General features: G+C 71.8%; 10 protein-coding genes and 1 pseudogene. 3 read left to right on the forward strand and 8 right to left on the reverse strand.

The features are described from left to right. Positions 1 to 169: 169 nt before the first annotated feature. Positions 170 to 799, forward strand: a complete 630-nt coding sequence (locus tag O7595_RS07885; RefSeq protein ID WP_269728018.1) for a hypothetical protein — start codon at positions 170 to 172, stop codon at positions 797 to 799. A gap of 293 nt (positions 800 to 1092) precedes the next feature. On the opposite strand, the gene O7595_RS07890 is transcribed toward O7595_RS07885, so the two are convergent. Both O7595_RS07890 and O7595_RS07895 read right to left on the reverse strand, forming a co-directional pair. Next, entirely contained in the window at positions 1093 to 1710 is a 618-nt protein-coding gene (locus tag O7595_RS07890) for a hypothetical protein (RefSeq protein ID WP_269728019.1), read from the reverse strand. Positions 1711 to 1813: 103 nt separating this feature from the next. Continuing rightward, a complete protein-coding gene (locus tag O7595_RS07895; protein WP_269728020.1) occupies positions 1814 to 2524 on the reverse strand; it encodes a ribonuclease HII in 711 nt (236 codons plus the stop codon). Positions 2525 to 3037: 513 nt separating this feature from the next. Between O7595_RS07895 and O7595_RS07900 the strand changes: the two are divergent. Next, positions 3038 to 3608 (forward strand): annotated as a pseudogene (locus O7595_RS07900) (MFS transporter); the annotation flags it as partial. A gap of 104 nt (positions 3609 to 3712) precedes the next feature. On the opposite strand, the gene O7595_RS07905 reads toward O7595_RS07900, so the two are convergent. The 4 genes from O7595_RS07905 to O7595_RS07920 all read right to left on the reverse strand — a co-directional run bounded on the left by O7595_RS07905 (position 3713) and on the right by O7595_RS07920 (position 8413). Further along, a complete protein-coding gene (locus tag O7595_RS07905; protein WP_332328129.1) occupies positions 3713 to 5515 on the reverse strand; it encodes a DUF4153 domain-containing protein in 1803 nt (600 codons plus the stop codon). 547 nt (positions 5516 to 6062) lie between these two features. Then, positions 6063 to 6971 carry an ADP-ribosylglycohydrolase family protein gene (locus O7595_RS07910; RefSeq protein WP_269728021.1) on the reverse strand — a complete coding sequence of 303 codons (909 nt, stop codon included), beginning with the start codon at positions 6969 to 6971 and terminating at the stop codon, positions 6063 to 6065. A gap of 12 nt (positions 6972 to 6983) precedes the next feature. Continuing rightward, positions 6984 to 7643: a histidine phosphatase family protein gene (locus O7595_RS07915; RefSeq protein ID WP_269728022.1), complete on the reverse strand. Its 660-nt coding sequence runs from the start codon at positions 7641 to 7643 to the stop codon at positions 6984 to 6986. A 164-nt stretch (positions 7644 to 7807) separates the two neighbouring features. After that, positions 7808 to 8413 carry a YdbC family protein gene (locus O7595_RS07920; protein WP_269728023.1) on the reverse strand — a complete coding sequence of 202 codons (606 nt, stop codon included), beginning with the start codon at positions 8411 to 8413 and terminating at the stop codon, positions 7808 to 7810. A gap of 217 nt (positions 8414 to 8630) precedes the next feature. Here O7595_RS07920 and O7595_RS07925 point away from each other — a divergent pair, with 217 nt between their 5' ends. Further along, positions 8631 to 9161, forward strand: coding sequence for a TerD family protein (locus O7595_RS07925; RefSeq protein ID WP_269728024.1), 531 nt, complete (start codon positions 8631 to 8633; stop codon positions 9159 to 9161). Positions 9162 to 9411: 250 nt separating this feature from the next. Here the strand turns inward: O7595_RS07925 and O7595_RS07930 are convergent, their stop codons facing one another. After that, positions 9412 to 12303, reverse strand: coding sequence for a vitamin B12-dependent ribonucleotide reductase (locus O7595_RS07930; RefSeq protein ID WP_269728025.1), 2892 nt, complete (start codon positions 12301 to 12303; stop codon positions 9412 to 9414). A gap of 162 nt (positions 12304 to 12465) precedes the next feature. Continuing rightward, positions 12466 to 12978 (reverse strand): transcriptional regulator NrdR, encoded by a 513-nt coding sequence (gene nrdR, locus O7595_RS07935; RefSeq protein ID WP_269728026.1) that lies wholly within the window; start codon positions 12976 to 12978, stop codon positions 12466 to 12468. Between the last annotated feature and the right edge of the window lie 496 nt (positions 12979 to 13474).

Here is a 13474-nt window from a genome sequence, read left to right on the forward strand (position 1 = left end):
CCCATTCCCGTCAGCAGCCTCAATTGCTCGTTGCCGCCCGCCCCTGAGCCCGCAAGAATTGGAACCACCGCCCTCCGCCCGGTCCGGTCGCGGTCCGCAAAGGGCTATGCCGCGGTGCGCCCTCACCCGACTCTGCCCTCATTGTGGGCGCGTATGCGAAGGGAGGACCGTGACCTTCGGATTCGCCTCGTCCGCAGCCACTGCGTTCAATGGATCGGCCGGCTCCGCCAGTCGCCTCGCCAGACTGCTGGAACCCGCGGAGTGGGCGGAAGCGGGGATACCTCTCCTGCGCAACCCACGCGAGGTCGTGAGCGGCCTGCACGTCCGCCATGAGCCCACGCCGACGACGGCGGTCGTCGCCGTGCTGGACACCGAGGAACGGCTCATCGCCAGCGCCTCGTTCGTCCGGCGGGCCGCCCCGGCCGACGGCTGGGATCTCCGCAACGCGCTGCTGGCACAGTTGCGGCGGGTCATCCCGCACGACCTGCGCCGCCGTTCACCGGTTCGCACCGCCGTGCTGCTCTACTGCCGTGAGGGCGACGAGCGTTGGACGGAGGAGGACGGCGCCTGGATGTGGGGACTGCGAGACGCATGCACCTTGCACGGCCTGCGCTGCGGCGCCTACATCACGCTGACGCGGGGCGGGTGGCAGGTGCTGGGCGAAGGACGCGGCGGCCGTCGGCCCAGCTCCGAGTCGCGGTCGAGCGGTTTCGCGGATCTGGTTCCGGGGACGGGGGCCGCACCCTTGCGCACGGCGAGCGGCGCCGCCGAGGCGCTGCGCCGTACGGCGGCCCGCTGAGACGCACGGGCAGCACGCTTCCCGGCCCGGCGCCGGCGACCCGACCTCGGGCGGCGTCCCGGCACCGCCCCCGTGCGACGGCCACGACCCCGTACGCGCGACTCGGCGACGTGCGGGGGCGCAACCCGCGGGCAAGGCAGCCGGCGCCCACCCGTCGGCGGTGCCGCACACGGGGCACGACACACCACCCCCGCACCGCGCAGGGCCGTAGGACGGCGCCGGGGCGGGCAGAGCGTCGCACCCGGACGGGCTCTGTGCCGCGCCCGGTCCGGATGTGCGCGCCGCCGTCCGGCTCAGACGCCCGCGCCGAGCGCCGCGTTGATCCGCTGAGGATCACCGCACACGATCAGCAGCGCACGCGCGCGCCGCATGGCGACGGGCAGCGCCCGCACCGCGTCGTCGTCGTTGCCGCCGTTCACGGCGACGACGACCACGGGCCGGGACGAGGCACGGTCCACAGAGGCGGCGTCCGCGTAGAAGACGTCGTCGGCGGCGTCGTGCTGGGCCCAGTAGGCCGTCTCGCCGAAGGACAGCTCATGGGCAGCCCAGGGGTGCTGCTCACCCGTGGTCAGCACGAGGATCTCGCCCGGGGCACGCCCCGAGTCGAGGAGCAGGTCGACGGCCTCACCGGCGGCGTCGAGCGCGCCGTCGGCGGAAGCGGGGATGAGCTGGATCTGCGGCGCGGAACGATTCTCCTGCCGCGGGGACGCCGTGGCGGTGGAGCCGTGCGCGCGCTGCGCGGGCGGAGCGGGCCTGGCCGGACCGGGGCCGGGGCGCCCGGGACGGGGAGCGGCCGCGCCACGCGGACCGGGTACGGGACGAGGGGTCGGCGCGGTGCGGCCTGCGGCCGATGCAGCGCGGGGACCCTGGGCACTCTCGTGAATCTGAGGCTCCTCGGGGATGAGAGGCATGGGTGGATATCTATCAAACGCCGGTGCGACGAGCACCGGCGGGTGGCACATAAGTGCGACCGGTCGTGAGGCCGGTCGGCACAGTACTCCCGGTACGGCCGGTTCAGAAGTCGAAGCCGAGTTGGCCCCCGCTTTCCAGAGCGGCCGCCTCCACCGGGAGCCGGACCTTCTTCAGATGCCGCCAGCGCGGCATCGCGTCGAGGTAGGCCCAGGAAAGCCGGTGGAAGGGGGTGGGACCGAGCTCGTGCAGCGCCGCCTTGTGCACCGGCGACGGGTAGCCGGCGTTCTCGGCGAAGGCATACGGCTCGAACGCCGCCGCTTCCAGTCCGAGCTCGGCCATCAACGCGTCCCGCCGCACCTTGGCGATCACCGAGGCGGCCGCCACGGCGACACAGGACTGATCGCCCTTGATGACCGTCCGGACCCGCCAGGGCGCGCCGAGGTAGTCGTGCTTGCCGTCCAGGATGACCGCGTCGGGCCGGACGGGGAGCCCGTCCAGAGCCCGCACGGCCGCCAGCCGCAAGGCCGCCGTCATGCCCAGGTCGTCGATCTCCTCCGGGGAGGCGTGCCCGAGCGCATGGCAGGTGACCCATCTCTCCAGCTCCGCGGCCAGGACGGCGCGGCGCTTGGGAGTGATCAGCTTGGAGTCGGTCAGCCCCTCGGGGGGCCTGCGCAGACCCGTGACGGCCGCGCACACCGTGACAGGACCGGCCCACGCCCCTCGCCCGACCTCGTCGACACCGGCGATGATCTTGGCACCGGTGGTGGCGCGGAGTGAGCGCTCAACGGTGTGGGTGGGTGGTTCGTACGGCATGGCGCCAGACAGATTACGCCGCGCGGCGCGGCCGCGACACCCCGGCTCCCCTTCTCCCGGGAGCGCCCGCCGTCAACCGTCGCGCGGACACAGCAGCGGGCATCACGACCCGATCGATCGCGCAGGCGATGCCCACGTCCCGACATTCGCTTCCGCACACTTTGGATCGGTACAGCATCATCGCCGAATCGCGTCGAAGGCCCTCTGGTCCATCGCGTCCGGACGCACGCCACTCCGGGCCACACTCCGCCCCACGACCTGCCGGAGGAGATGCATCGACGGCCCGATGACGCCGCCGACGATGGACCCAAGAGGCGCCCGGCCGTCGGCATGTCGCATTCGTGAAGGACCGCACGCAGGGCACATACCGGCTTCGCGTACAGCACCGCCCGTGTCCGGCGGACCAGTTGACGGAGGTTCTCACGCACTTCCGTGATCCGGCGCGCACCCCAACGAGGGGGACCCGGCCTCGAGGACGTCTGCGACCAGGTACCGGGCCGGCGGCATCCTCCTCGGCGCCGGCTGCTCATGACCGGCAATCTGCTCCTCGCGCTCGCCTCGCTCCTGGCCGGACTCGCCCAGGAGCCCCGGTAGTTGCTCGCGGCGCGTGCGCTCCGGGGCGTCGGGGGCTCGATCGCCTCGCCGACGCCACTCGCTCTGGTCACGACCGCAGTGCCCGAAGGCCCCGAGCACAACCGGGCGTTCGGCATCCTCGCCGCCGTCTCCGCCTGCGGCGGCACCATAGGAACGCTCGCCGGCCGGACGCTCACGGAGTGGCTCGACCGGCGCCGGGCGCTGTTCGTCAACGTACCCGTCGGCCCCTGATCGCCTTCCTGGCTCCGCTGCACATCAGCGAGTCCCGGCTCACCCGGACAGGTTCGACGGGGCGGGCGCGCCGACGTCCCTCGCCGGTACGGCCCCGCTGGTCCACGGAATCATCCGTTCCTCCGAGAGGACCGGCGGGACACGCTCACGCTGGGCTCGGTGCGGAGCGGCGGTGCTCCTGCTCGGCACGTTCGCCCTCGTGGAGTCGCGGTCCGGGAAGCCCGCCACGCGGCTCAGGACGTCCGTCGACCGGAACCGTCCGGCCCATACGTGGGGAGCGGACCGCGCCTCGTGGCAGGCCGGAGGGTGGGCGGGCGGCGGCGCACCGGGCAGCGCCGGGACGCGCCCGGGCGGACGGCGCCGTCAGTCCATGCCGGTACCGGGGTCGAAGTCGTCGAGGTCGGCGTCCTCGCCGTACCCGTCACGGGTGTACTCGTCCCCGTCCCCTCCGTACCGCACGTCGTCCGGGCAGGACGGCCCGCCTGCCGATGCCGGCCGCTTCTCCAGGATCTCCCTCGCCCGGGTCTGCCCCCAGCTCGTCTCGTACCAGGACTGCTCCGTCTCCCGCAGGTCGCGTTCGATGTCCTTCAGCGCGCAGGAGCGCACCGGCTCGGGAAGGGCGTCGAGAGCGGGAACGGCGTCGGCCGAGAGGTCTCGGAGATACCGGACGTCGATCTTCCCCGTGCTCTCGAAGCGCTGGACGTTGCGCTCGGCGACCAGCGCGTCGGGCGAGCCGAGGCCGAAGGCCAGGACCGCGGCGGCGGCACTGCCCGCGACGGCGCGCGGCAGCCAGCGGCTCCCGAGGAACCCCGCGGCGATGATCAGCACCAGCACGAGTCCGAGCCACAGCTCCATCGCGGCGACCGAGATCCGCAGCCGCGTCAGCCCGTACGCGTCGACGTAGAGATCCATCCGGCGCAGCGCGGAGGCCACCACCACCAGGGTGAGCACGCACAGCGTGCCCAGCACCGCGCGGACGAGGGCGCTGTCGCGAACCCCTCCGCGTGGGGCCCAGCGCAGCGCCAGCCCGATGACGGCGAGAGTGAGCAGAGTGGCCCACAGCAGCTGCCAGAAACCCTGCCGCGCGTACTCGGCGTAGGTGAGTCCCGTCTCGCTGAGCACCTTGTCGTACCCGCCGAAGAGGACGGCGAGCTGGACGGCTATGAAGGCCGCGAAGAGCAGGTCCAGGACGATCAGGGGAAGGGCCCACTCGACTCGGCCCCTCGCACTGCCCTGTCGCAGGGTGAGCCGGTCCCAGCGCAGCGGCGCCGCGGCGGTGTGCGCCGCCGCGAGTGCCCCGGCCAGTCCGACGAGGAACAGCAGGAGGCGCCAGGGGGCGTCGATTCCCGAGACGTCCGGCGTCAGCTCGCCGAGCAGATCGGCGAACGCCGCGTCGGCGCTCGCGAACAACGCGCCGAACACGAGGAGCAGGAAGGCGGCCACCGCGCTCGCGCGCAGAACGGGGCCCCAGCGGCCCCTCGAACCGTCGGCACGTTCGCGGAGTCCGCGCCACCCCCACACCGGTCCGGTCACCAGCGAGTCCAGAACGCCGACCGGGCCGAGGACGACGCCCGGCCAGGTGCGCCCCCCGTGAAGTGCGAGCGAGCCGACGGCCATCGCCGAGACGACGGCCAGGAACGTCGGCCAGCCCGCGTCGCGCAGGGCCGGGACCAGCAGCAGTGCGAGGCCGCCGACCGCCCAGACACCGATCCAGGGGCGCAGCCGTCGGCCCGCGGCCCTGGCGGCGAAGTACGCGGCGAGCGTGGCAGGCACCGCGACGATCAGCAGATTCACCCCGAGCCCGTCACCGAGCAGCAGAGCGCTGAGCAGTGCGGTGGCGAGGGCGCACCAGAGCGTCGCCGCACGAGCGGGCTCGCGCCGGGCGGGCCGGATGGAGGCGAGCCAGGGTTCTGGCCGTTCGACCGATGGACGCCACGGCTGTCCGTGCTGCGTGTGCGTGTGCGCGTGGGCGCGGCCGGGGCCGGCCCACGAACCGTGGCCCTGTGCGGCCCCGCGCGTGCCCGGTGGTCCAGGGGACCCGGCGCCCGGAGCACCGGCACCGCCGACGGCGTCGCGCGGTGCGGCCCCGAGCGGACGGCCCTCCCCCGGCGCATCGCCGGACGGGGACCCGGCTGTCGCGGTGTGCCCGCCCGGCTCCGATGACACTCCCGATTCCGGTGGCCTTCCCGACCCGAGTGACCGCTCCGACCCGAGTGACCGTTCCGACTCGGGTGGCCTTCCCCCAACTCCGCGAGGCCGGGCGTCACCGGCATCGTGGGCGGTCCGCTCGCGGCCGCCGTCCGAATGCCGCTCCCGCGCCCCTGCCGACGTCACGGCCGGGGTCCGATCCGCGGGCGTCCCGGTGCCCTCGCCCGGATCGACGTCCCGCTCCGGGACCCGGTCCTGCGCGAACGATTCTTCCCCGGATCCGGCTCGCTCCTCCGGCCCGGGCCCGGTGTCCGGGGCTTGCGGTGTGGACGGTACGTCTGGCACGGGACCCCCTCCCGACCGGGCACCGCGGGTGGGGCAGATAGGGCCGTCCCGCTGTCCCGGCGTCTCGTCGGCGCACGCTCGTCATGATCAACGTTGCGGCGTGGCCGACAGGTTAGCCCCGGACACCGGGCAACGCCCCGTCGCTGCCGCGTTGTGGCAGGACCGTGACAGTGCGGCGGGGCGGCCGGGGGCAAGGCCCCGGCCGGGCAGCCTCCGCCGGTCAGGCCACCCGGGCGGGCAGCCAGTCGGGCAGGGTCTCGGTCTGTGCCAGCCACACCGCGGGCGGCGCCCCGGCCTCGGCCGCCGCGACCACTCCCCCCGCGATGGCGCAGGTCGTGTCGACGTCCCCGCCGACCTGCGCGGTGGTCCAGAAGGTCTTCTCGAAGTCCCCGAGCGCCCGTGCCGCGGACCAGAGCGCGAACGGAACGGTGTCGTGCGCGCTCGTGCGCCGTCCCCGGCCGAGCACGGCCGCGACCGTGCCGGCATCGCCGTAGTCGAGCATGTCGCGCGCCCGGCGGAGCCCCTGCCCCACCGCGCTGCGCGGCACGAGTGCGATCACGCCGTCGAGCAGGTCGGCGGGCGTCGGAGGCCCGCCCGGGGCGGCGGCGAGCGCCGCGGCCGCCGCGACCGCCATGCTGCCCACGACTGCCTCGCGGTGCTGGTGCGTCGTGTACGCGGAGATCTCCGCCTGATGGGTGGCCTGCTCGGGGTCGTCGGCGTACCAGGCGCCGAGCGGGGCGATACGCATCGCCGCGCCGTTGCCCCACGAGCCCTGACCGTTGAAGAGCTGCGAGGCCAGCTCGCGCCAGTCGCCGCCCTCGCGGACAAGCCGCAGCATCCGGTTCACGGCGGGCCCGTAACCCCGGTCGAGGTCGTGGTGGTCGGCGAAGGACCGCGCGAGGGCGTCCTGGTCGATCCGGCTGTGGGCGGCCAGCACGGCCACCACCGAGCAGGCCATCTCGGTGTCGTCGGTCCACTGCCAGGGCCCCGACGGCAGCGCGCGCCGTTTCAGCAGCGGATAGTTGGAGGGTACGAAGAACTGGGAGCCCAGGGCGTCTCCCACGGACAGCCCGCGCAGGCTGGCCAGGGCGCGTTCGAGGCGCCGGTCGAGAGAGGAGTCAGCGGTCATCGCACCGCCACTCTAACCGGTGATCCCGTACCACTCGGGAGTGCACCAGCGCTCGAAGGGCCTGTCCAGCGTGTACCGGCCGTCCTCGCCGAGCAGCAGCACCCGCGTCTCGCCGTTGTCGGGATTCGACAGCGACTCGAATTCGGGCACCGTCCAGTGGAACCAGCGCATGCAGAAGAGGCGCATGGTCAGTCCGTGGGTGACGAGCAGGACGTTGGGCGGGTGCTCGGGCGATTCGAAGCTCCGGTAGAGGCTCTCCAGGAACGCCCCCACCCGGTCGTACACATCGGCTCCCGACTCGCCCTGCGGAAAGCGGTAGAAGAAGTGGCCGTAGGCGTCGCGGTAGGCCTTCTGCAACCGCACGGCGTCCCTCTCCTGCCAGTTTCCCCAGTCCTGCTCGCGCAGCCGCGGCTCCTCCCTGACCCGGACGAGCCGGGGGTCGAGACGGAACGCGTGGAGGGTCTGGTGGGTACGTCGGTAAGGCGACACATAGACACTGACGCGCTCGTGGCCGAACAGCCCGCGCAGCCGGTCTCCGGTCTCCTCGGCCTGGCGCCACCCCCGGTCGGTGAGGCTCAGCGCATGGTCGGGCTTGCGCTCGTAGACCGAGTCGTCGGCGTTGCCCTCCGACTCGCCGTGCCGGACGAGGACGATGCGCCGTGGTCGTGCCATAGGACAAACCCTAGATCGGAGCGGCCCCGCACGCGGAGCCCGGTGGCACGGCCGCGGCGTGTCCTCACATGACGCGCACACGTCCGTGCGTCCGGGCCGGTCCGGAGCGGGCTCGGCCTTCCCTCCGCGGCGGCCGACGGCGGATCTCCCTGTCCGCCGGGCGGTCACACCGTCCAGGACGACTGAAGCTCCACGACGTCGCCGGCCAGCGCCGCGATGTCCGCCTCCGTCTGTGCCCTCAGGGAGAGCCGTTCCACCCGCTCCACCCGGTATTTGCCGTGCTCGGCGGCCGACCGCCACATGGACAGCACCAGGAACTCGTTCCCCGGCGCCTCGCCGAAGAGCCCCCGCACCATGCCCGGGGACCCCGCCATCGCCGGGTTCCACACCTTCTCCTGCATCAGGGAGAAGTGCTCGACCCGGTGCTCGTGCACCTTGCAGTGCGCCACCCGCACCACGTCCGCGTCCGTGAAGCGCGGCTCGAATCCGGTCTTCACGTCGAAACGATGGTCGAAGAGCTTCGCCTGGAGGTTCCGGTACGTGCCCGACTGGGCGGACGCGAGGCGGTCGTGCGACCGCGCCATGAAGGAGTCGTAGAACGCTCGGGTCTCCCAGAACGCGAACACGTGCGCGACGTCCGGCCGTCCCCTGCTCCAGCCGCCGCCCTGCCCCCGGAAGCCCGGCTCCCCCAGCAGCCCCGCCCATTTCCGCTGCCCGCGTTCGAACCCCCTACGGTCCACGACGGTGCAGCGAATCCACTTGACCAGCACCGCGCCATCGTACGGCCAGGGGACGTGGCCTTGGTCACTCTCCCGGGTGAACGTACGCCTCCGGTCACCGACCCGACCGGTTCGAGCCGCCCCCTCCCGGCCGCCCCCGGACGTCGGCGGTCACATGACACGATGACAACTCGCACGTGACGCGGGGAGTTGACGGCCGGTCCACCGTCCTGGCGGGCCTCGGCCGTCCACGAGGAAGGGAATTCGGGTGAGCAGTCTCAGCAAAGGGCTCCGGAAGGTCCAGGTGACGCTGAAGTGGGACCCCAGCCCCATCGGAGCGGCCGCCCATGACCTCGACATCGTCGCCGCCGCCTACAGGGCGGACGCCCCGCACGGCGGGCCCGCCTATCTCGTGCACTTCGACAGCCGGTCGCCCGACGGCACCATCACCCTGGACCGGGACAGCCGCACCGGGCAGGGCTTCGGCGCGGACGAGGTGATGACCCTCGAACTCGAACGGCTGGCGGCTGCCTACGCGAGGGTCGTGGTCGGTGTCGTCATCCAGCAGCGGAACGCGGAGAAGTCCTTCTCCGACGTCCCGAACACCGGGGTCCGGATACTCGACGGTCCGGTGGAGCTGGCGAGCCACGACCTCTCGGCCGTCCCGGACGCCTCGGCAGCCACGGTCGCGGAGTTCACCCGGGACGACGCGGGAGCATGGCAACTGCGTCCGGTCCTGCACGGCTTCCGCGCCGACCCGGCCGAGTTCGCCGAGCTGATGGGCACGGCACCGGCCTGAGCGGAGTCTTCCCGGCGGGCCCGGTCCGGCCCACGCCCGAGCCGCCGCACCCGCCCCGGGGGACCGGTGTTGCCCGTCCCTCGTCGCCCGGGGACCGTCCGGCGCCGGCCGGTCCGTCTGACCGGCCCGGTCGCCGTGCGAGGGAGACGAGCGCGGGAGGGACACCGGCGACGAGCCGGTGTCCCTCCCGCGGATCACGCCTCGGGTTCGGACGGCGCCGGGCGTGGCACCCGGCGCGGGCCGCCCGGTATCAGCTGCAGCCGCTCGTCGAGCCGCAGCCCTCGCAGATGTAGCAGGAGCCCGCACGCTGCATCTTCGTGCCGCAGGAGAAGCACAGCGGCGCGTCCGCGCTGATGCCGAGCTGCATCTCCACCAGTTCCGCGGAGGTGTGGGCCTGCTGCGGGGCCGGGGTCTCGGCCTTCGGGTCGGAGACCGGCTTCAGGCTCTCCTGCCGGCGCGGGGCGGACTGGGCCAGGCCCTCGACGTCCACCTCGTCCTCGGCGGGCTCGTACGAACCCGTCTCCAGGTGCCGCTGGCGCTCCTCGGCCGAGTGGATGCCGAGCGCCGAGCGGGTCTCGAAGGGCAGGAAGTCGAGCGCCAGGCGGCGGAAGATGTAGTCGACGATCGACTGCGCCATCCGCACGTCCGGGTCGTCCGTCATGCCGGCCGGCTCGAAGCGCATGTTCGTGAACTTCGAGACGTAGGTCTCCAGCGGCACGCCGTACTGCAGACCGACCGAGACGGCGATGGAGAAGGCGTCCATCATGCCCGCGAGGGTGGAGCCCTGCTTCGACATCTTCAGGAAGACCTCGCCGAGACCGTCGTCCGGGTAGGAGTTGGCGGTCATGTAGCCCTCGGCGCCGCCGACCGTGAAGGAGGTCGTGATGCCGGGACGGCCCTTGGGCAGGCGCTTGCGGACCGGGCGGTACTCGACGACCTTCTCGACCGCGGTACGGATGGTCTCCTCGGCCTTCTCGGCGATCTCCTGCTTATTCTCCTTCTTCTTGGCGGAGAGAGGCTGACCGACCTTGCAGTTGTCGCGGTAGATCGCAAGGGCCTTGACGCCCATCTTCCAGGCCTCGAAGTAGATCTCCTCGACCTCCTCGACGGTCGCCGTCTCCGGCATGTTGACCGTCTTGGAGAGGGCGCCGGAGATCCACGGCTGGATCGCGGCCATCATCCGGACGTGGCCCATCGGGGAGATGGCGCGCTCGCCCATCGCGCAGTCGAAGACCTCGTAGTGCTCGGTCCTCAGGCCCGGGGCGTCGATCACGTTGCCGTGCTCGGAGATGTGGGCGACGATCGCCTCGATCTGCTCTTCCTGGTAGCCGAGACGGCGCAGCGCCTGCGGCACGGTGCCGTTGACGATCTGCATCGAGCCGCCGCCGACGAGCTTCTTGAACTTGACCAGCGCGAGGTCGGGCTCCAGGCCGGTGGTGTCGCAGGACATCGCGAGACCGATGGTGCCGGTCGGGGCGATGACGGACGCCTGAGCGTTGCGGAAACCGTTCTTCGCGCCGAGGCGGACCACGTCCTGCCAGGCCTCGGTGGCCGCGGCCCAGACCGGGGTGTCCAGGTCGTCCATGCGGACGGCCGTGGCGTTGGCGTCGGCGTGCTGCCTCATCACCCGCTGGTGCGGTTCGGCGTTGCGGGCGTAGCCGTCGTACGGGCCGACGACCGCGGCGAGCTCGGCGGAGCGCCGGTAGGAGGTGCCGGTCATCAGCGAGGTGATGGCACCGGCCAGGGCGCGGCCGCCGTCGGAGTCGTACGCGTGGCCGGTGGCCATCAGCAGGGCGCCCAGGTTGGCGTAGCCGATGCCGAGCTGGCGGAAGGCGCGGGTGTTCTCGCCGATCTTCTGGGTCGGGAAGTCGGCGAAGCAGATGGAGATGTCCATCGCCGTGATGACGAGCTCGACGACCTTCTGGAAGCGCTCGACGTCGAAGGACTGGCTGCCCTTGCCGTCGTCCTTCAGGAACTTCATCAGGTTCAGCGAGGCCAGGTTGCAGGACGTGTTGTCCAGGTGCATGTACTCGCTGCACGGGTTCGAGCCGTTGATCCGGCCGGACTCGGGGCAGGTGTGCCAGTGGTTGATGGTGTCGTCGTACTGGATGCCCGGGTCGGCACAGGCCCACGCCGCCTCGGCCATCTTGCGGAAGAGCGACTTCGCGTCGACCTCCTCGATGACCTCGCCGGTCATCCGGGCACGCAGGCCGAACTTCCCGCCGGACTCGACGGCCTTCATGAACTCGTCGTTCACGCGGACGGAGTTGTTGGCGTTCTGGTACTGGACGGACGTGATGTCGTCGCCGCCCAGGTCCATGTCGAAGCCCGCGTCGCGCAGCGCGCGGATCTTCTCCTCCTCCTTGACCTTGGTCTCGATGAAGTCCTCGATGTCGGGGTGGTCGACGTCGAGGATGACCATCTTGGCGGCCCGCCGCGTCGCGCCACCGGACTTGATCGTTCCGGCGGAGGCGTCGGCCCCGCGCATGAAGGAGACCGGCCCGGAGGCGTTGCCGCCGGAGGAGAGCAGTTCCTTGGAGGAGCGGATCCGGGAGAGGTTCAGGCCGGCACCGGAGCCGCCCTTGAAGATCATGCCCTCTTCCTTGTACCAGTCGAGGATCGACTCCATGGAGTCGTCGACGGACAGGATGAAGCAGGCGGAGACCTGCTGCGGCTGGGGAGTGCCGACGTTGAACCACACCGGCGAGTTGAAGCTGAAGATCTGGTGCAGGAGGGCGTACGCCAGCTCGTGCTCGAAGATCTCCGCGTCGGCGGGCGAGGCGAAGTACTTGTAGTCCTCACCGGCCTTGCGGTACGCCTTCACGATGCGGTCGATGAGCTGCTTCAGGCTCACCTCGCGCTGCGGGGTGCCGACCGCGCCCCGGAAGTACTTGCTGGTGACGATGTTGACCGCGTTCACCGACCAGAAGTCGGGGAACTCGACGCCACGCTGCTCGAAGTTGACCGAGCCGTCGCGCCAGTTGGTCATGACGACGTCACGGCGCTCCCAGGCCACCTCGTCGTACGGGTGCACGCCGGGGGTGGTGTGGACGCGCTCGACACGCAGGCCCTGCCGGGCCGCGGCAGCCTTGGATCCCTTGGCTCGGGAACCTCGTGCCGGGCCGCTCGTCGTCTCTGTCATGCCGCCTCCCATATACGGGCGAAAACGCCCTGAAGTGCCCAGATCTTCCCGTGGCACAGTCTCTGTCTGATGTCATGGGCGCAGCGCCGTGCGCCGTACCCGTGACAGGTCTCCACTGCCGCTCCGCGGCCGATCCCCGCCCCGCCCCCGCGGGCCGTTCGATCAGTCGGCGGCCCTGGCGGGCTCGGGGACCTCCTGGGTCGCACCGGGCCCGCTCTCCTCTGCTGGTGGCCGCTGCTCGCGCAGCTCCGCGATGGCGGCCTCGAAGTCTTCGAGCGAGTCGAACGCTCGGTACACGGACGCGAATCGCAGGTACGCGACGAGGTCGAGCTCCTGCAGGGGGCCGAGTATGGCCAGACCCACGTCGTGGGTGGTCAGCTCGGCACTGCCGGTGGCGCGCACCGCCTCCTCGACCCGCTGGCCGAGCTGGGCGAGGGCGTCCTCGGTGACGGGTCGCCCCTGGCACGCCTTGCGCACGCCGGAGATGACCTTGTTACGGCTGAAGGGCTCGGTCACCCCGCTGCGCTTGATCACCATCAGCGACGCGGTCTCGACCGTCGTGAATCGACGGGAGCAGTCGGGGCACTGGCGGCGGCGGCGGATCGACGTGCCGTCGTCCGTGGTCCGGCTGTCGACGACACGACTGTCAGGGTGCCTGCAGAAGGGGCAGTGCATGGTTCCCAACCCTCCTTCACAGCACGACTGAACAGCCCCGCAGGGGCGCATCGGCCCCCTCGAAGCAGCCACAAGCATAGGCGATCGCCGCGGCCTTGATGGACCGGGGACCACAACTTCTGGGCGGCCGGGACAATCCAACCACTAGATCTGGGGTTTGGTCGCCAATCCCACCCGGAAGCGTGTCGCGCCACGGGAGAGGGCGCCCCGCGGTCCGCGGCCGCCCGCCGGGCCGGCCACGAGACTACGGGAGGGGCCCGGCGCATCCGATTCCGGGGGGCCGCGGTCACCTCTTTCCGGCACCCCGGATGACAGACTGGCGGTGGACACCCCCGCAGCTCACGCCCGGCCGCGAGGGCCGGCGCGACGCCCCGGACCCCCGGCGCGATCGCGACCTCCTATACACCCAGCCACATGCGAGCGTAAGGTGATCTGCGTTTTTTCACTCGAACGTGTGTTTGGCGCAACCTTTCGAAAGCAACTACCGTTGTCCAGC

Origin of the sequence: Streptomyces sp. WMMC940 (assembly GCF_027460265.1) — a bacterium.
Taxonomy (GTDB): domain Bacteria; phylum Actinomycetota; class Actinomycetes; order Streptomycetales; family Streptomycetaceae; genus Streptomyces.

What these genes read in the sequence shown, in the direction of transcription:
- O7595_RS07930 (WP_269728025.1), bottom strand. Translation starts at nt 12,303, where the DNA reads ATGACAGAGACGACGAGCGGCCCGGCACGAGGTTCCCGAGCCAAGGGA.
- nrdR (WP_269728026.1), bottom strand. Translation starts at nt 12,978, where the DNA reads ATGCACTGCCCCTTCTGCAGGCACCCTGACAGTCGTGTCGTCGACAGC.
- O7595_RS07890 (WP_269728019.1), bottom strand. Translation starts at nt 1,710, where the DNA reads ATGCCTCTCATCCCCGAGGAGCCTCAGATTCACGAGAGTGCCCAGGGT.
- O7595_RS07895 (WP_269728020.1), bottom strand. Translation starts at nt 2,524, where the DNA reads ATGCCGTACGAACCACCCACCCACACCGTTGAGCGCTCACTCCGCGCC.
- O7595_RS07915 (WP_269728022.1), bottom strand. Translation starts at nt 7,643, where the DNA reads ATGGCACGACCACGGCGCATCGTCCTCGTCCGGCACGGCGAGTCGGAG.
- O7595_RS07910 (WP_269728021.1), bottom strand. Translation starts at nt 6,971, where the DNA reads ATGACCGCTGACTCCTCTCTCGACCGGCGCCTCGAACGCGCCCTGGCC.